At 51.9% G+C, this 18,524-nt stretch carries 17 protein-coding genes; 12 read left to right on the forward strand and 5 right to left on the reverse strand.

Annotated elements, in window-relative coordinates:
- Positions 1 to 22: 22 nt before the first annotated feature.
- From AB3G37_RS14300 to AB3G37_RS14320, 5 genes are all read left to right on the forward strand, one after another.
- Complete coding sequence (locus tag AB3G37_RS14300; protein ID WP_369788212.1) at positions 23 to 973, forward strand: phosphoglycerate dehydrogenase; 951 nt, start codon at positions 23 to 25, stop codon at positions 971 to 973.
- A gap of 97 nt (positions 974 to 1,070) precedes the next feature.
- Positions 1,071 to 2,390 (forward strand): MFS transporter, encoded by a 1,320-nt coding sequence (locus AB3G37_RS14305; protein ID WP_369788213.1) that lies wholly within the window; start codon positions 1,071 to 1,073, stop codon positions 2,388 to 2,390.
- 97 nt (positions 2,391 to 2,487) lie between these two features.
- Positions 2,488 to 3,795 (forward strand): MFS transporter, encoded by a 1,308-nt coding sequence (locus tag AB3G37_RS14310; RefSeq protein ID WP_369788214.1) that lies wholly within the window; start codon positions 2,488 to 2,490, stop codon positions 3,793 to 3,795.
- A 12-nt stretch (positions 3,796 to 3,807) separates the two neighbouring features.
- The gene (locus AB3G37_RS14315; RefSeq protein WP_369788215.1) at positions 3,808 to 4,854 is read left to right on the forward strand and encodes a cyclase family protein; all 1,047 of its coding nucleotides are present in this window, start codon (positions 3,808 to 3,810) and stop codon (positions 4,852 to 4,854) included.
- Between the two features lie 106 nt (positions 4,855 to 4,960).
- Complete coding sequence (locus AB3G37_RS14320; RefSeq protein WP_369788216.1) at positions 4,961 to 5,410, forward strand: DUF4385 domain-containing protein; 450 nt, start codon at positions 4,961 to 4,963, stop codon at positions 5,408 to 5,410.
- An 80-nt stretch (positions 5,411 to 5,490) separates the two neighbouring features.
- Here the strand turns inward: AB3G37_RS14320 and AB3G37_RS14325 are convergent, their stop codons facing one another.
- Positions 5,491 to 5,949, reverse strand: coding sequence for a YbaK/EbsC family protein (locus tag AB3G37_RS14325; protein WP_009635370.1), 459 nt, complete (start codon positions 5,947 to 5,949; stop codon positions 5,491 to 5,493).
- A 335-nt stretch (positions 5,950 to 6,284) separates the two neighbouring features.
- Positions 6,285 to 7,712, reverse strand: a complete 1,428-nt coding sequence (locus AB3G37_RS14330; protein ID WP_369788217.1) for a coniferyl aldehyde dehydrogenase — start codon at positions 7,710 to 7,712, stop codon at positions 6,285 to 6,287.
- A 284-nt stretch (positions 7,713 to 7,996) separates the two neighbouring features.
- Here AB3G37_RS14330 and AB3G37_RS14335 point away from each other — a divergent pair, with 284 nt between their 5' ends.
- The 6 genes from AB3G37_RS14335 to AB3G37_RS14360 all read left to right on the forward strand — a co-directional run bounded on the left by AB3G37_RS14335 (position 7,997) and on the right by AB3G37_RS14360 (position 14,123).
- The gene (locus AB3G37_RS14335) at positions 7,997 to 8,623 is read left to right on the forward strand and encodes a TetR/AcrR family transcriptional regulator (RefSeq protein WP_369788218.1); all 627 of its coding nucleotides are present in this window, start codon (positions 7,997 to 7,999) and stop codon (positions 8,621 to 8,623) included.
- Positions 8,624 to 8,787: 164 nt separating this feature from the next.
- Positions 8,788 to 10,563: a glycerol-3-phosphate dehydrogenase/oxidase gene (locus AB3G37_RS14340; protein ID WP_369788219.1), complete on the forward strand. Its 1,776-nt coding sequence runs from the start codon at positions 8,788 to 8,790 to the stop codon at positions 10,561 to 10,563.
- Positions 10,547 to 11,386, forward strand: a complete 840-nt coding sequence (locus AB3G37_RS14345; protein WP_369788220.1) for a class I fructose-bisphosphate aldolase — start codon at positions 10,547 to 10,549, stop codon at positions 11,384 to 11,386. The genes AB3G37_RS14340 and AB3G37_RS14345 overlap by 17 nt, the downstream gene beginning before the upstream one ends.
- Positions 11,387 to 11,448: 62 nt before the next feature.
- Positions 11,449 to 12,951 (forward strand): FGGY-family carbohydrate kinase, encoded by a 1,503-nt coding sequence (locus AB3G37_RS14350; protein WP_369788221.1) that lies wholly within the window; start codon positions 11,449 to 11,451, stop codon positions 12,949 to 12,951.
- A 238-nt stretch (positions 12,952 to 13,189) separates the two neighbouring features.
- A complete protein-coding gene (locus AB3G37_RS14355) occupies positions 13,190 to 13,666 on the forward strand; it encodes a hypothetical protein (protein WP_369788222.1) in 477 nt (158 codons plus the stop codon).
- Positions 13,667 to 13,697: 31 nt separating this feature from the next.
- On the forward strand, positions 13,698 to 14,123 hold the full coding sequence (locus AB3G37_RS14360; RefSeq protein ID WP_009635363.1) for a hypothetical protein: 426 nt from the start codon (positions 13,698 to 13,700) through the stop codon (positions 14,121 to 14,123).
- Between the two features lie 96 nt (positions 14,124 to 14,219).
- On the opposite strand, the gene AB3G37_RS14365 is transcribed toward AB3G37_RS14360, so the two are convergent.
- Complete coding sequence (locus AB3G37_RS14365; protein WP_369788223.1) at positions 14,220 to 15,203, reverse strand: alpha/beta fold hydrolase; 984 nt, start codon at positions 15,201 to 15,203, stop codon at positions 14,220 to 14,222.
- Positions 15,204 to 15,400: 197 nt separating this feature from the next.
- On the opposite strand from AB3G37_RS14365, the gene AB3G37_RS14370 reads away from it, so the two are divergent.
- Positions 15,401 to 16,045 (forward strand): TetR/AcrR family transcriptional regulator, encoded by a 645-nt coding sequence (locus AB3G37_RS14370; protein WP_369788224.1) that lies wholly within the window; start codon positions 15,401 to 15,403, stop codon positions 16,043 to 16,045.
- A gap of 59 nt (positions 16,046 to 16,104) precedes the next feature.
- Here the strand turns inward: AB3G37_RS14370 and glnT are convergent, their stop codons facing one another.
- Both glnT and AB3G37_RS14380 read right to left on the reverse strand, forming a co-directional pair.
- A complete protein-coding gene (gene glnT, locus AB3G37_RS14375; protein ID WP_009635360.1) occupies positions 16,105 to 17,475 on the reverse strand; it encodes a type III glutamate--ammonia ligase in 1,371 nt (456 codons plus the stop codon).
- Between the two features lie 39 nt (positions 17,476 to 17,514).
- Positions 17,515 to 18,501 carry an aldo/keto reductase gene (locus tag AB3G37_RS14380; protein ID WP_009635359.1) on the reverse strand — a complete coding sequence of 329 codons (987 nt, stop codon included), beginning with the start codon at positions 18,499 to 18,501 and terminating at the stop codon, positions 17,515 to 17,517.
- Positions 18,502 to 18,524 lie beyond the last annotated feature (23 nt).

Here is an 18,524-nt window from a genome sequence, read left to right on the forward strand (position 1 = left end):
TGATGATACCAGGATATTTATTATGAAAGTTATTTGTACCTCCCCCTCTTTCGCCAAATACGATGCACAACTGATCGCCACGCTGCGTGAACAAGGCTTCGAATTAGTTATGCTTGCCGCCGATGCATCGCTCGACCAGCTGGAGCCGCACCTCGCCGAAACGGTGGCAATTATTGTTGCCTTTACCGAGGTTAACGAGGCACTGCTAGACCTCGCTCCTCAGTTGAAAATTGTCTGCAAACACGGCGTTGGGGTAGACAACATCGACCTAAAGGCAACTCAGGCTCGTGAGATTTATGTGACCAATGTGCCTGATGCCAACAAGCATGCGGTAGCCGACTTTGCTTTTTCACTGATCCTGGCGGGAGCACGCCAGCTGCCACAGGCCGTGGCTGAAACCCGTGCGGGGTCATGGCCACGTATTTTTGCCACCGATGTTTATGGCAAAACGCTGGGCATTATTGGCTTGGGTAACATTGGCAAACAGGTCGCGCTGCGTGCCAAAGGCTTCAACATGCGCGTTCTGGCTTTCGACTTTTATCCCGATGCGAAATTTGCCGCCGAAAACAATGTGCAGTTTGTCAGCCTGGATCAACTCACCGAGCAAAGCGATTTCATCACCTTGCACACGCCGCTCACCGACGAAACCCGTAATCTGTTTGATACCGCGAGATTGAAACAGATGAAAAAGTCCGCCTTTTTAATCAACGTTTCGCGCGGTGGCGTGGTCAACGAATCTGACCTTTACGACGCCCTTGCAAACAATGTTATCGCAGGTGCGGCTGCCGATGTTTTCGAGCAGGAACCGCTGTCGAAACATCCTCTGTTCACTTTAGGCAATTTCATCCCTACTTCACACATCGCTGGCTATACCGATGGCGCTATCAGTGCCATTGGCGAACGTTGTGTACAGCAGATTATTCAGTGTGTGAAGCAAAAACAGCGTCCACAAAACGTGATGAACAGTTTGTAAATTTTCACCAACAGGCAAGCCCTACCTTGCCTGTCACTCGAAAGCTGAAAGCTCTGCTATTCAGCTCAAAATAACACTCTGTGCCGGGCTGCAAATCATGAATAAAGTGACAAGTCGTACCCGTATTCGCTGGTGGATCGCAAGCCTGATGTGGTTTGCGATCGCCATTAATTATATTGATCGCACCGTCCTTTCTGCGGCGGCCCCTCACCTCATTTCCGAGCTCAAGCTGACGCCCGAAATGATGGGCTTCATCATGGCGGCATTTTTCTGGTCTTACTCGCTGTTACAAATCCCGGCAGGTTGGTTTGCCGACCGATTCGGGCAGAAAAAAGGTCTGGGCCTGGCCGTGGCCTGGTGGTCAATAGCCACCTCATTGATGGGCGTGGCAACCGGGTTTACATCCTTGTTGCTTATGCGTCTGGCATTGGGCATCGGCGAAGCAGCTGCCTATCCCAGCAACGCCGGCATTACTGCACGCTGGTTTCCTGACCGCGAGCGTGCCACCGTTTCCGGCCTGTTTGACAGCGCATCAAAATTTGGCGGCGCAGTCGCTATGCCGCTGATTGTTTGGATGATTTATATGTTTGACTGGCGTCTGACGTTTGTAATTGTCGGCGCTCTTGGCGTGCTGTGGGTCATCGCCTGGTATCTAATTTATGCCGACAATCCAGAGGATCATAAAAAAATCAGTGCGCAGGAAGTCAGCCTTATTCGTGACGGGCAGCTACTCAGGCACGGCGATAAAAACGTGTTGCCGATGAAATGGTACAAGCTGCTGCGGTACCGCAATATCTGGGCCATGTGCCTGGGCTTTTTCACCATTAACTACACCTCCTATTTCTTCATCACCTGGCTGCCTACCTATCTGGTGAAAGAAAAAGGCATGGGTTTCCTGCAAATGGGCATGGTCGCCGCGCTTCCGCTTATCTGCGGCATGGTGATTGAAGTCATTGCAGGATGGGCATCGGATCGCATGGTGCACAAAAAAGTGCTCTCTCTCACCGCCACCCGCAAGCTTTTCCTGATCATTGGCTTGCTCATGGCCTTGTGCATCGGATTTGCGCCCTTTACCGAGTCGGTAACGATGACAGTACTGCTGCTTTGTATCGCCAAATCGGGTACCACCGTTGCCGCCTCTCAGGTATGGGCATTACCGGGCGACGTGTCGCCAAAAAACAGCGTTTCGATCGTGGCGGGACTGCAAAACACCGTATCCAATCTTGGCGGTGCCATTGGCCCAATAGTGACAGGCGCCATCGTAGCCGCGACAGGATCTTTCAATATGGCACTGGTGCTCTCGGCGGCACTGGTGGTCCTTGGCATCATTAACTATCTGTTCCTGATGGGTAAAGTCGAGCCAATAGTCGAACCACCGCTTCGTCTGACACACCATGCGTCAGCGCATCGAGTCTAAAGTTTTGTCCTGAAAATCAACAAAGCTGCCCTGTTAAGCCGGGGCAGTAAAAATCATATGACCCTACAACAAAATAATAAAACCATTGGAGGCAGTGATGTTTATCAACTCTTCAGACCATGCTGTGATGGCCAAAACTGACGAAAAAACCGCCAGGGGCAAAATGCGTTATGCGATTCTGACCGTGCTTTCAGTGGGCATCGCCATCAATTATATTGACCGCGCCGCCATGAGCGTAGCCATACCGTTTATGTCCAGCGATTTACATTTATCCAGCACTGACAGCGGTTTACTGCTCTCGGCCTTCTTCTGGAGTTATGTGTTGTTTCAACTGCCCGGCGGCTGGCTGGTTGATAAATTTGGTCCAAGGGTGACCCTCGCGGTTAGCAGCCTGGCCTGGGGCCTGGCCACCGCGCTGTGTGGTCTGTCGAACAGCGTATCGGCATTTGTGGGTTTTCGACTGCTGCTCGGCGCGGTAGAGGCTCCAAGTTATCCGGCAAGTTCATCAACGGTTACCCGCTGGTTCCCACGCCAGGAGCGCAGTTTCGCGGCCGCAACTTTCAATAACGGCAGCAAGATTGGCGGGACATTGGCAATTCCGATCATCTCATTTTTGATTGCTGCCTTTGGCTGGCGCATGACATTTGCGATTTCAGGATGTATTGCCATTGTCTGGGCGATCGGTTGGTACTTGTGGTATCGCGATCCACGCCATCATAAAACCGTTTCTGCTGCCGAAGTGGTGTTTATTGAAGCCAATCAGGATGCCGAAACCGGCGCGCCAATGAGTATTCGCACCCTGCTTCGCCAGCGAACCATACAAGCGATGATGTTTGGTTTCTTCTGTGTCAATTTCGTCTCCTACTTCTTCTTTACCTGGTTCCCGACTTATCTGGTAGAAACTTTCCATCTTTCGCTGTTGAAATTTGGCCTGCTGGGTATGTTGCCAGGCATTGCCGCCATTATCGGTGGCTGGTTTGGCGGACTGTTATCGGATCACCTGGTCCGCCGCGGCGTTTCACTCACCGTTGCCCGTAAAATACCGCTGGTGTTTGGCATGTTGGGTAGTGCGGTTATTGGCCTTGCTGCCTTCTCGCCAACGGTAACTCTGGCACTGTCCGCTCTGTGTTTTGCCAACTTTGCCGCCACCTGTGCTTCCGCAGCGCTGTGGGCTTTGCCGTCGGATGTGGCACCTAACCGCGCCAACGTCGCCACTATTGGCGGCATCCAAAATATGGCTGCCAATATGGCCGGAATTATCTCGCCAATTCTGATTGGCGTGCTGATGCAGTTCACTCACTCATTTGTTATTCCGCTGGTGCTGGCAGGGGTTGTCGGACTGTTGGGCGCTATCGCCTATGGCTGGTGGTTACCCGAAGTGAAACCTATGCAACAACCTGCTTAACTGGAGAATGACATGCAACAAAATCGATGGAAGCAACGCCCCGCTCATTCCACCTGGGGCGATTTTGGGCCTGACGATCAGCTTGGTCGCCTGAATCTACTCACCGCAGACAAAGTGCGACAGGGCGTCGCCGAGGTTAAAACAGGTAAAACGTTTTGCCTGAGTTTGCCTCTGGATTTGCCGGGAGGAACCGCGATGAATCCGCGTCGCCCTCCTCCTAGGCTGTCAGCCACACGTCGGGGTGAGCATCCCAACATGACTTACCCTTTGTCGCGGGACAATGACAAATTAAGTGACATCATTTGCGACGACACGGTGACGCTGGCGCTGCAATATTCAACCCAATGGGACAGCCTGGCTCATATGGGACAGTGGTTTGACACCGAGGGTAACGGGCAGCCCGAGATGGTGTTCTATAACGGCTATCGCGCCGGGATAGATATCGTGGGCGAAACGGATTTTCGTTCGGGATGTGGCTGCTCGCAAGGCAGTCACCTGGGTGCCAAAGCTCTCGGCATTGAAAATATGGCTAGCCACGGGATCCAGGGGCGCGCAGTGATGGTTGATATCAAAAAACACTTTGGCATTGAACGTTTCGCCTTTGGTTTTAAACAGTTACAACAGATCATTGCCGAAGATAATCTCGATATTCGCCCCGGTGATTTGCTGTGCTTTCGCACCGGCATGGATGAAGCAATTTATCAAATGGCAGGAACACCAGACATGCAATACCTTGGCGATCACTTCGCCGGACTCGACGGCAGCGATCCGGCTTTACGCCAATGGGTCAAAGATAGCGGGGTCGTCGCGCTGATTGCCGATAATCCGGCAGTGGAAATTCTGCCTGCTCGCCCGATGAATGAGGATTTTTACCCTTCCCACCCTCTGCATGATTTGTGTTTATTCCGTCTTGGAGTCTATCTGGGAGAGCTTTGGCACTTAAGTGCATTGGCAGACTGGCTGAGCGAGCATCGCCGGTCGGCTTTTCTTCTGACTGCACCGCCGTTAAGACTGCCCGGCGCTGTAGGTTCGCCCGCCACGCCGATTGCCACTGTTTAAAAAACGGCAAGAGCAGTAGCAGAAGCGCGAAAGGGGGTTTTTCTCGACTAAACTAAAGAGTTACCGACCAATAATGGAAGATGCAGCAAAGGATTAGGGAAGTCCAATGAACAAATTTAATTATCAGCAGGATTTTGCAAACATTGATTTTCGCCAGCAGCCAGAGCTTTATCAGGTGGGGCGCGGTGAGCAAGGCGTGCTGATGGTTGAACCTTATAAGTCGGAAATTTTGCCGCACTGGCGCTTTAAAACTCCCGCTATCGCCGAGAAATCAGCCAAATCAATCATTGAGTTATTCGAGAATTATCGAAAACAAGATGATTTCGTCGGCATGGATATGGCACGAAAGTTTATTCAGATGGGCTATACTCGAGCCCGCCGTTACGCCAACTATCCCGGTGGGCGAAAATATGCAGAAGATCGCAGCATAAATACCAGAAATATCGACCAGGAAAAAGCCGCCTCTGCCGCCATCTTTAAAGAATATTGGGATCGCCTGCGTGCCGATACTGACTATCTTAAACGTAAAAAAAATCATCAGTTGAAGTATGGCTAATCAACGATGATTTTTTTGTATCGCTTCTTAATCCCAATCAACGGCAAAAAACATACTTGATTAGGGTATCCCGCAGCGGCTCAGCTGGTAACGTCAATCCAGGTCGCATTAGTGATGCTGGCCAACCTGGCCGGGGCAATCCGCACGCCGGAATTTACACTTCCTGCAGCGGGAAGCACTTCTTCATAGCTGTTAAGACTTTGATCGCAGTAAATTTTTATTGCATCCGCGGCGGCAAAGGGGCAAACCCCGCCCGGCGGATAACCCGTTAAAGCCTCTACATCCTCAGAAGGCAACATCCGCGCTTTTACGCCAAAAAGCTGCTTGTACTTTTTGTTGTCGATGCGCGCCGTACCGGCCATCACCAGCAGCACTACCTCATCGTTAACGCGAAATGACAGCGTTTTTGCTATCTGGCCGCTTTCAACCTCAAAAGCTTCTGCTGCCTGCGCCACTGTAGCCGTAGTTTTTTCCAAAACCTGAACTTTAGCCTCAGGAGCATGTTTCGCAAGGAACTGCTGCACACGTTCAACACTCATGATCGCTCCTTATTCTGTATATTAATCAACGATAGTAATGCCAATATTCAAGGCAGCAGCATACTTCGCGGAGTGAGATGGCAGGTAAACAAAAAGTGGGATTCATTGCCCTCTGTATTCATCTACGTTCTGCTTTTAATAGCTGATATATCTTGCTATACCTTCGCGTAAAGGAGAGCTGGGAAATATAACCGGCGGCACGAGCAACATACCGATCAAAATGTTTAGCACATTAAAAAATACATTTATTAACGATGATCGAATAAATCTACGATTATTCTTATTTGACGAGCCTACATAATACAGGCTCGTCAGATCGACTTTATACCTTCGAATTAATTAGCCAAAAATTGTTCAAGCTGCTCAAGCTTTTCACCATAAGGCGCACGCAGTGTCAGGCTCGATTCCCCAGCCAGACTTTGCTCAACCACCGCTTTGGCATGGCTAAAACGCAAGAAACCGTGAATACCGTGGTATGCGCCCATGCCAGATGGGCCAACGCCGCCAAACGGCAGATTCTCAATTGAGGCGTGAGTCATAATATCGTTAATGACCAGACCGCCCGAGGTCGTCATCTCGGCCATTTTACGCTGATTCGCCAGGTTATCCCCGAAATAATACGCTGCCAGCGGACGCGGATGGCCATTAATATAAGCCACGGCCTCTGACTCATGCTGATAGCTTTTCAATGGTAATACTGGACCAAACACCTCTTCCTGCATTACCCGCATATCATCGGTTGCATTGAGGACCAGGACAGTCGCCATTTTACGGGTCGCGGCGTCATAAGCAGCTTCGCCTTGCGGTGCCAGCGATATCACCGTTGCGCCCTTGCTTTCAGCGTCTTCGAGCAGCGCAATCTGGCGCTGGAAGTGTGCATCACAGACCAGCGAGGTGTAATCCGCATTGCCCAACAGAGTGGGGAACGCCTGCTGCATAAATTCACGAGCATGGCCAACAAACTCATCCTGCGCACCTTCAGGCAGCAGAACATAGTCTGGAGACATGCAAATCTGACCGGCGTTAAAAGTTTTAACAGTTAGCGTGCGCTCCACTGCGGTACGCAGGTTAGCATCAGGTGCCACCAGCACGGGGGATTTACCGCCTAATTCCAACGTTACCGGTACTAGATTTTCAGCCGCGGCACGCATTACATGGCGACCCACTGCCGTGCTGCCAGTGAAAATAAGGTGATCAAATTTTTGTGCGCTGAAGGCCGCGCCCATGTCAGCCTCGCCTAATACCGTAGTCAGCTCTAACGGGTCAAAGTACTGGCTTACCAGTTTGGCAAGCAGTGCCGAGGTGCGCGGCGTTAATTCAGAAGGTTTGAACATCGCGCGGTTACCGGCGGCAAATACCCCGGCTAAAGGCGAGAATGCCAGATTCAGCGGGAAGTTCCACGGCACGATAATGCCGACCAAACCTAACGGTTGAAACTCGAGTCTCGCCTGCATACCTGGCATCGGCTCACTGTTTTCCTGGCTCTGCATCCACTGCGCCACGTTTTCTCGGGCGTATTGCAGTGACTTGATGGACATGCCGATATCCGCAGCCAAAGATTGGTAACGACTGCGGTTGCCGTAGTCGGCACAAATTGCATTGGCCAGATCCTGATGATTTTCCTTAAGTAATTGCTCGGCACGTTGCAGGCGATCGATTCGTAATTCAAGGCTCGCAGGGCCTTGTTCGATATGGGCCAGTTTCATGGCAGCAACCCTGTCTGGAAGTTGGCTGATGCTGATGCTTTGGTATTGATTATGCATAATATTCTCTTTTATATCCGCAGTCGAAGATAGCGGCTTTACAGGATCACTTTAAAAACGAGTAGATATCTTGAACGAGGTTGGTCATTGGTTTTTAAGACTGATTTATCTCAGTCAAATCTAAGACATGAAATCGATATCAAAACCAATAACAGACCAGTCGTCTAGAAACCAGTTAAAGTCTCTGCTTATCGATTTATGAAGTCAATGGTTTTCTAAACAATCATGTTGACTCTTGGAAAAGGCTTCGGGAAACAACGGACGAAAACTAGACGACTGGTCTAGTGAGTGATATTATTCCCGGCATGAAACATGCCTATGATGATACTCGACAACATATCCTTGATACCGGCTATCGAATGATGGCGGTCAAGGGCTTTACTAGCGTAGGGCTTAACGAACTGCTGCAAACGGCTGGCGTGCCCAAGGGTTCGTTTTATCACTATTTTAAGTCCAAGGAACAATACGGCCAGGCTTTGCTGGAGGATTATTTCCGCACCTATCTTGCCGCGATGGACAGCCGCTTTTCGGCCCCCGGAGTCAACGGCCGCGATCGCCTGATGGGCTACTGGCAGCACTGGCAAGACCGCTATTCCTATGACTGCTCGTCTCTAAATTGTGACGCGCTTGAGTGCCTGGTGGTTAAGCTCAGCGCCGAAGTTGCCGACCTCTCAGAATCAATGCGCCTCACCCTGCGCGATGGTACTAATAGAGTTATTGACCTGTTGAGTGCCTGTGTTGAGCAAGGCCAGCAAGACGGTTCCTTGCCAGCCAATGATGCCCGTCAAACAGCGTCCGCACTTTACCAACTGTGGCTCGGCGGCAGCCTGCTCAACAAATTGCATCGTGATGGCAAACCTCTTGCGCAAACGATGACAGCCACCAAAGCAATTCTGGGCATCCAGGCTTAAGCAAGCCTGGTCCTTTTACACCCAATCACCGACGCCGATCACAGTATCACCACTGTTCATCGCCTATTTTTTGCCGCCTTCCCGTTTATCCCCTATACCTCATATTAAAAACCCCTTCATTTTTTTAAAATTATTTTTATTGCCCTTAATCGGAGCCTTTACTGATGGAACACGATAACGCGTTACCGCCGTTCAGCTCTCCACGTTCTGTTAAAATTAGCAAAATGCAGCATCTCGATGCTACGCCGGTGGTGATTGTCGGCGGTGGCATTAATGGTATCAGCACCTTCCGTGAGCTGGCTTTACAGGGCATTCCTGTGATTATGGTCGAGCAAGGCGACTGGTGTCAGGCCGCGAGCGGCGCGCTTTCACGGATGATCCACGGCGGATTGCGCTATCTGGAAACCGGTGAGTTTTCGCTGGTCAAAGAGTCGGTGCAGGAACGTGATCGATTATTGAAAAATGCCCCCCATTACGTCGCCCCGTTGCGCACCACAGTTCCTATCGATAGTTGGAGCGGCGGCCTGCTCAATGCCGGTAAACGCTTTTTGCGCCTAAGCGAACAGCCGTCCCGGCGCGGTGCAATCATTATCAAGACCGGGCTGTCGATGTATGACTTATACACTCGTCAATATGGTTCCATGCCCCGCCACAGGCTAAACAATCAGCGAGAAACACAGCAGCGCTGGCCAAATTTTGCCGATTGGGCAACCTGTAGTGCGACCTACTATGACGCCTGGATAAGCGCGCCGGAAAGACTCGGAGTCGAGCTGATACTGGACGCCGAACTCGCTAACCCTCAGGCGCTGGCACTTAATTATATCAAGCTGATTGCCAGCGATGGCGAAAGTCTGACACTCGAAGACACGCTCGGCGGCGAGCGGTTTACCCTTCGCCCGCACGTCGTCGTTAACGCTACCGGCGCGTGGATCGACAGACTTAACAGCACGCTGTTGCAAAACCCGTCGAGTAAAAAACTGATCGGCGGAACCAAAGGCTCACACCTGATTGTTCGGCATCCGCAGCTGTTCAAAGCGCTGAACGGCGAGATGGTCTATTACGAAAACCAGGAAGGCCGGGTGTGCATTATGTTCCCGTGGTATGACAACGTGCTGGTCGGCTCCACCGATATCCGTATCGACAATCCTGATGACGTGGTGTGCGAAGCCGACGAGCAGCGCTATATCCTGCAATCGCTGAAATTCATTTTCCCCGATTTCGAGGTCAGCGATCGCGATGTGCTTTACACCTTTAGCGGCGTTCGCCCTCTGCCCGCCAGTGACAGCAAAATCAGCGGTAAGATTTCACGCAATCATTCACTGGTGTTGCTGCCCCCCGAAGCCGGACGCGACTTTACGACCCTGTGTCTGGTTGGCGGAAAATGGACTACATTCCGCAAATTTGGTGAACAGGCGGCAGACAAAGTGATGAACCTGATTGGCGAAAAGCGCAAAATCAGCACCACGGAAATGGCGATTGGCGGCGGCAAGGATTACCCGTCACCAGAGAGAAAAGCGGCCTGGATCCAACTGATTTGCAACGAGTTCGGGCTAACAACCGAGCGCGTCGGCCAGCTACTTTCTCGCTATGGGACCCGCGCAGCGGATATTGCTGCCTCTATCAGCCGCGATCCTGACTGCCCTCTTGAGCATTACCCCGATTACAGCCGCAATGAATTGCGCTATCTGATCCACCGCGAACAGGTGCAGACGCTGGAAGACCTGCTGGTTCGCCGCACGCCGATGGCGATTAGCGGCAAACTCACTCTGGCTCGGGTCGAGGAAATAGCCACCCTGCTCGGCAGTGAGCTAGGCTGGAACGTCGACGATACCGCCCAACATCTGGCCACTACACTTTCACGCCTCGCCAGCCTGCACGGGCTGACCGGGCTTTATCCGCTGCCTGTTTCAGAGGGAGTCAGTCATGTCAGCAACGAATAAAGTCAGACTTAACAGATTGTTTAACAATGGAAAATGCCTTGATGTTGCCATCGATCACGGCATCGCCAACGAGCCGGATTTCCTGATTGGTCTAGAGGATATCAGCAGCGTGATGACCAGCCTGATTGCCGCCCAGCCAGACGCGATTCAGGTCAACTATGGTCAGGCGGATTTATTGCAGCAGCAGGCACAAAAGAAACCGGCGCTGGTGCTGCGTACCGACGTTGGCAATGCTTATAACGCCGCGCGCCATCGCGAGATGTGGGCAGTGTTGCACAACCCCGAAGAGCCTATCCTCGCAGCACTGCAGATGGATGCCGCCGCCGTGGTAGTCAATCTGTATATGATCCCCGACGAACCAGGCATTTTCCGCCAGTGTGTAGAGAACATTGGCCGGCTGCGCCACGCCTGCGAAAAATATTCCATGCCGCTGATGATTGAACCGCTGGTGATGGCACCGGCCGGTCAAGGCGCAGCTTACGGTTCTTTGGGTGATGTCAGCAAGATAGTGCCGCTGGTGCGTCTGGCCCGCGAGCTGGGCGCCGATATCATCAAGGCCGATCCTACTGACAACGTTGAAGATTTTCACCGCGTAGTCGAAGCCGCACGCTGCCCTACTCTTGTGCGCGGCGGTGGCAAGGGCGAGCTTTCCGCGGTGCTGAATAAAACCGCCGCGCTAATGGCGCAAGGTGCCTCGGGCATGGTGTATGGCCGCAATGTTTACCAGCACAGCAATCCGTCGCAGGTGGTGAAAGCGCTGATGGCAATCATCCATCATGGGGCAAGCGGCGCTGATGCACTGGAGATTTATCAACGTTATTAATCTTCATTTGTCATACCTGGCGCTTAGGCAGTGCGCCGCAAACTATGATTGCGGGGGGAGTAATGAGTCAATGTCTGCTTGGGATCGACGCGGGTAATACCATGATCAAAGCGGTGCTGTTTGATTTGCAGGGCAGCGTGCTGTCAGTCGCCGAATGTGCCGGAGAAACTTTGCGTCCGCAGGAAGGGTTTGCCGAGCGTCCGATTGAGGACATTTATCACGGCGTGACTCAGGCGGTAAGGGATTGCCTGGCGCAGGTTTCGCAGCAGAGTCTGCAGGTGATCGCAGTGGGTGCCGCAGGTCACGGCAACGGGCTGTATGCATTGAACAAACAGCGCCAGCCGCTGCTGGGCATCCAGTCGATTGACCATCGCGCCGCCAGTCTGGTGCACCAGCTGGAACTCAGCGGCAAAGACAGCGCCATCTATCAGCGTTCATTGCAGAAACCTTGGCCAGCCGCCACGCCGGTCCTGATCAGCTGGCTCAAACACCAGCAGCCGGAGGTGTATCGTCATATCGGTCATCTGCTGTTGGCAAAAGACGTCATTGCCTTTTTCCTCTCTGGCGAAATTTCCGCTGACTTCTCCGACGCCGCAGGAGCCGGGCTGCTCTACTACCAATCCCGCAGTTATGATCGATCACTGATGGCGCTGTACGATATTGAAGACGCTCTGACACTGCTGCCCCCGCTACACGAATCCAGCGACGTGGTGGGCCATATTACAGCGCAGGCCTCGGCGCTCACCGGCTTACCAGAGGGAATACCCGTAGTGGCCGGAATTTTTGACGTAGTCGCCAGCGCAGTCGGGTCTGGCGTGGTTCACAGCGGAGAAGCCTCGATTGTCGCCGGAACCTGGAGCATCAATCAGGTGGTGGTCGATAAACCCGAGTATTTGCGCCCGGTATTTATGAATTCAATGATCGAGCGCGATCGCTATATGGCAATAGAGGCCAGCGCCACTTCAGCGGCTAACCTCGACTGGTTTCTGCGCGAATTTGACGATGGTCGTGCGGGTCAGGGCGCGGCGCGCAGCAGCGACATTGTTGCCAGCGTAACGCCAAACAATCAGCTACCGCTGTATCATCCTTATTTGTATTCGGGACGTAAGGCAGGCCCGGCGAAAGCCGGATTTTACGGCCTCGGCGGCTGGCATACTCGCGCCGATATGCTGTATGCGCTATTTGAAGGCGTCACGTTTGCCCACCGCGCCCACATAGACAGGCTCAGAGCGGCGGGAGTCCCCTTTACTCAGGCAACTCTGTCCGGCGGCGCGGCGCGCAGTTGTGTCTGGCCGCAGATGTTTGCCGACGTGCTTGGTATTCCAATCCGCGTGACAGAATGCAAAGAAACTGGCGCATTGGGTGCAGCTATCTGTGCCGGAGTTGGCATCGGAGTCTGGCCAAATCTTTCGGCGGGCGTGGCGCAGGCTGTTAACGTCACGGCACAACCTTTTATGCCAAATTCGGAAATGTTTGCCTTCCATGAGCCGCGCTACCGTTTATTTAAAAGAATTGAAACTGTGATGGCCGAGCTTTGGCTGGCCAGCGAAGAAATCGATGCTTAACTTTCGCCGCACATCCCCGCGCCAGCCAGATCCCGACTGGCGCTTTTGGTGCATTTTTGCACTGTGCTGATCCCTCTTTTTAATAATCGATCCCGGCTTTTCCGCAATCAATTTCTATCTCCTTGATAACCAACAACTGAATATATTTTCACCCATTGGCATAACAGTTGCATTTAATTAGTTAATTAATTAAATGGCACGACTTTACGGCGTAGTTTACCCATCAGGAGAAAAGGTTATGACGGTTGATGAAGTGATCGCGCGTTTCGAACAGGAACGCGAAAAAATCTGGTTCGAGCAACCCGCAGAAATTGCCGATCTCGGCAAAGGCATTGTGCCTCGCGGCACCGGTTCGCGCGGGCAATACCTGAGCACCATTATTTTTGCCGAAGGTGAAGCTCGAACGCTGGCCGATGAAATGTTGTGGGGGCTTATCCGCGTTGCGGAAGACAGCGCTGAGGCTGATCTGAAGACACTGCAACTGCTGATCAGAGAGATAATTGGCTACAAGGCTGATTTCTTTGATTTTGTCAGCCTGCCTGAGGCGGCAAAAATGGTGCATTTGTACGTCGCCACCGCCGAACGCTGTACCAACCTCGATGAACTGGCTCGCCTGTCTCACGCCGCGCTGTCCTGGGCCAATCGTCTGCACATGTGGGTTGATTTCATTCTTCCCTGGGGCCTTGGCGACGGCTTCCGCCGCGTTAAAGCCTAATCATTTATTTTTAGCCTAATCAGGGGGATGCATGAAATTACAAATGTCCGTGGCCGGTGAAGCCGTCTGCGTAATCGAAGTTTGGGAAGATAAAGTACCCAATCTGGTAAAAGAGCTGCGCGCCAAGCTGCCGATGACCAGTATTTTGCAGCACGGCAAACTGATCGGCGATATGGTGTTTTTCACCATGCCCATCGTCGCCCCTTGGGAAAACAAGTTCAAAACCGAAGAGGTCGGCAGAATGCGCCGTGAGAAGTACGGCGTCTGCACCGGTTCAGTCTGTTTCTACAGCCCGCGCCAGCAGTTTTGCGTGGTCTACGGCGATGACACTGCCGAAGAGCCACTGCCGATTTCCTACATTGGAGAAGTTATCGAAGGCTCACTGCAACTGCGTGTTACCGGTCTGGAAACCTGGTTCGATCAGGGCCGCACCGTAGAATTAGCCATTATCGAGTAACGCGTATTGTTAAACTCATGCGCTTCCTTCGCATTAAATGTGGGGGAAGCACAAAGGTGGGGAACCGCGACACATATTTCGCCATGCTCCCCCCTTTTAACTCCCCAGCAATTCTCGCATCGCCCGCTCGACCTGTTCTGACTCTGCGGCAAATCTTCCCGGTGCGCCCGCGCAGTGTCCAAACGGGGATTCCAGCGGTAACCACACGCCGATGCCAACGGGTAATTGCTCAAACTCCAGCCCCGCCTCTTCAACGGTAAAATACTGGTCGGTGCTACCGGGCATCACAATGGTTTTGGCTGTGACCTTGCCGATATCGTCAAAACTGACCTCACCGCCCTGCCAGGTTTTCAGCATCGCCAGTAAATCGTTGGCATCCCAGCTTTGGTGACTCTGCTCCCAGTTCAACAGCAGCGCCTCAAGCGACTCAAAACCAAGCTGTTTATATAGCCCGTCGCGGAAGAATTCTGCGCTGTAAGCCCAGCCTGCATAGTTACGGCCAAAAGCCGCCAACCCAGTCAGCGGTGGCGTTTCATAGCGACCGCGGTTAAATTTCCCATCGGCCAGAAGTGCGGCTTTTACACCTTCCAGAAACACATGATTCAGCGGCCAGCAGCGCGCGGTGCCGCAAATTGGCAGCAACGCTCTGACATGACCGGGGTAACTCACCGCCCATTGCCACGCCTGCATCGCGCCCATTGACCAGCCCGAAACCAACGCAAAAGAATTTATCCCCAGAGCCTGACTAAGTTGATACTGCGCGCGCACGTTATCTTTCACCGTAACCGTAGGAAAATCAGCGCCATGCTGCGGCCCAGAGTGGCTCGGCGAACTCGACAGACCGTTGCCAAACATATTGCTCAGCACGATGAAATAACGCGTGGGATCCAGTGCTTTGCCCGGCCCTATCAGCTTGAAATAGTTGCGATGCGATCCGGTGTAATAACTGGGGATCAGGATGGCGTTATCGCCCTGCTCATTCAGCTCGCCAAAGGTCGCATAGGCCAGTGACGCCTGCTGCAAAACTTCGCCGTTTTGCAGGGGAAAATCGCCCAATAAAAACTGCTGATGATCCTGCACTATAACGCTCCTTATGTTTGCGAAAGGATAAATAAATTCACTGCTAATTAATTAACTAGTTAACTTATTGAGATGACAGGGATTTTAAAACAGATCCAAGATTATCTAATAAAATGCCTATAAATCATTTCATTATGTCATTTGCTCATGCGAAACTGACGTTAATCTTATTATGCAGCATTTAAACAGGATGGCTAATGAAGGAACCTAAAGTCTCGGCCCGAATTACTGCAACGGACAAGCCAGCAAAAAAAAATCAGAGCGATGTTGCGGCAATTTTACTCGACTCGGCATTTGACCTGTTTGCCAACCAAAATTACTCCTCGGTGCGAATTAAAGATATTGCCAAAGCCACCGGACTCAACTCGGCGTTGATCTACTATTATTTCGGATCCAAAGAAGATTTATTTCTCAAAGTGATAGAAGCTGCGGTCGAAAAAGCATTCCTGCAATTTGACACTATTACCGCCAACTCGGCCACACCTAAGCAAGTGCTGTTCTCTTGGATTGAAATCCATATTTTGCAGTTTACGCTGATGCAGAAGCTAGCCAAAATCAGTTTGGACTACGCCAACACCCACGAGCATCTGACCAATATCGATAAAGCGATCAAAAAGTTTTACGAGAAAGAGTCAGTGGTGCTGAAAAACACCTTAAAAGACGGCATCACTGCCGGAGAATTCCGCGACGTGAATCCCGCGGATATGTCGATGTTTATTTCAACCTTTCTGGACGGGGTTTTATTTCGCACGGTGATGTTCCCTAATTTTAAATATAAACACGCCATCAACTGCATGCGTGAGTTTGTGCTGGAACATTTAGAGCCTCACACTATCTCTTAGTGAAAATTTTAAGACAGGAATACCCACTCGTTGCTGAGCAGGTATTCCTTATTTAGTGATTAAAATATCGAACTATATTTCTCGATTTCCCATTGGCTGATGCTCAGGTGATACTGATTCCACTCCTGAGTTTTATATTTCACAAACTCATCCTTCAGCGCTTTGCCCAACGTCGCCTCAATAAACGGATCGCTGTCGAAAGCTTCCACCGCCTCGAGCAAATTCTGCGGCAGGAAATCGATACCGCGAGCGGCACGCTCTGCTTCAGTCATGGCATACAAGTTGTCTTCATTCGGTTTGCGCGGATCGATTTTCTCACGAATACCTTCCAGACCGGCGGCCAGGGCCAAAGTCGCCGCCAGATAAGGATTTACCGCCCCGTCGGCATTGCGGGATTCACAGCGGCCGCCACCTGCCGGCACGCGAACCGAGTTGGTGCGGTTGTTGGAGCCATAGGAGTTAAACACCGGTGCCCATGAGAAATAGCTCATTGCCCCCTGTCGCACCAGCCGTTTATAGCTATTAACCGTTGGCGCAAAGGCGGCACAGAGCGCGCGACCGTGTTTAAGCAACCCGCCAATAAAGTAGTAGCCAATTTCGGTCAAGCCTAACCCGTAGGGATCTTCATCGCTGGCATCCTGAGTTTTGAACAGATTGCTGCCGGTTTTCAAATCATACAGCGACATATTGAAATGCGCGCCGGTGCCCGTTTTGTCCGAAAACGGTTTTGGCATCATGGTCGCCACCAGCCCCATTTCTCTGGCGTAATGCTTGGCCATAAAGCGGAAGAAAATCATTCGGTCACAGGTGGTCAATGCATCGGCGTAGTTAAAATCAAATTCATACTGAGAATTGCCGTCTTCGTGATCCAGAGAATATAAATCCCAGCCCAGACTGTTAATACAGGTGGAAACCTTATCCAGCCAGGCGAACTGTTCAACAAATCCTTGAATGTCGTAGCACGGTTTCTTCAGTTTATTGTCTTTTTCCGGCACTGACAGCGAGCCGTCTTCCTCGCGTTTGAGCAGATAAATCTCACATTCGATGCCAAGGTTAAAACCAAAACCCATCTCGTTGGCCTGCTTGATGACGTTTTGCAGCGCAACGCGGGTGTTTAGCGCATAGGGTTCACCCTGAAAGGCATTGTCGGCGGGCATCCAGGCAATTTTCGGCTCCCACGGCAGTTGAATAATGTGGTCGAGATCCGGCACCGAGGTCAATTCATCCTCGTGTGGAGACTGCCCCAACCCGTCCAGCGCATAGCCGGTATAGCGCTCTGAACCCTGCGCCATCTGATGAAAGTGATTGATTGGTACCACTTTACCTTTTGGAATACCGTGAATATCAACATACGCGCCGATGCAATACTCAACGCCTTTGGCTCTCAACGACTGCTCAACTTCTGCAATCTGTTCCGGTGATTTCTTCATGTAAGGTTCCCGCCTGTTAAACAATCTTAATGGTGACCGCTAATCATGCTCAGCGATATTGTGTGGAATATAAGGCGCTTCCAGCGCGGCGATCTCTTCACTGCTCAACACCAATTCACTGGCAGCAACGGCATCCTCAAGATGTGAAAATTTGGTCGCGCCAATCACCGGGGCGACCACTGAATTGTGGCGATACAGCCAGGCCAGCGCGATTTGCGCCATCGGCACACCGCGCGCATTCGCTACAGCGCCAACGGCATCGATCACTCGACTGTCGGCATCAACCGTGGCGGCATAAAGCAGTTTTGCGTAGCTGTCCTGACCGGCACGCGGGCTGTCGGTTGCCTGCTGCCATGGACGCGTCAGCAAACCGCGCGCCAGCGGGCTCCACGGCGTCACGGCCACGCCTTCACTCTCACACAGTCCCAGCATTTCGCGCTCCTCCTCGCGATACAGCAGATTGAGGTGATTCTGCATGCAGATAAACCGCGTCCAGTTATTGTATTTTGCCACCTGTAACGCCTTGGAAAACTGCCAGGCAAACATCGACGAGGCACCTAAGTAGCGCACCTTTCCGGCCTTCACCAAGTCGTGCAGCGCCTCGAGGGTCTCTTCCAGCGGAGTTTCATAGTCCCAACGATGGATTTGGTATAAATCGATATAATCGGTGCCCAAACGACGCAGACTGGCATCGCATTCAGTCATAATCGCCTTGCGCGACAACCCTTTGCTGTTTGGGCCGCTGCGGATTGGGTTATACAACTTAGTGCCGATCACCACATTGTCGCGATTGGCAAAATCCTTCAACGCGCGGCCAAGGATCTCTTCGCTGGCTCCTTTGGAATAGGAGTTGGCGGTATCAAAAAAGTTGATGCCCAAATCCAGCGCCTTGCGAATAAACGGCCGACTGGCGGTTTCGTCCAGCGACCAGCTGTATCCACTGGCTTCCTTTGGCGCATAGGTCAAACAGCCCAGACAGACGGCGGATACTTCCAGGCCTGAGCGGCCTAATTTCAACGTTCTCATACTGCGTCCCTTTGTGTAATCAG

The sequence above is a fragment of the Rouxiella sp. WC2420 genome (assembly GCF_041200025.1).
Lineage (GTDB): Bacteria > Pseudomonadota > Gammaproteobacteria > Enterobacterales > Enterobacteriaceae > Rouxiella.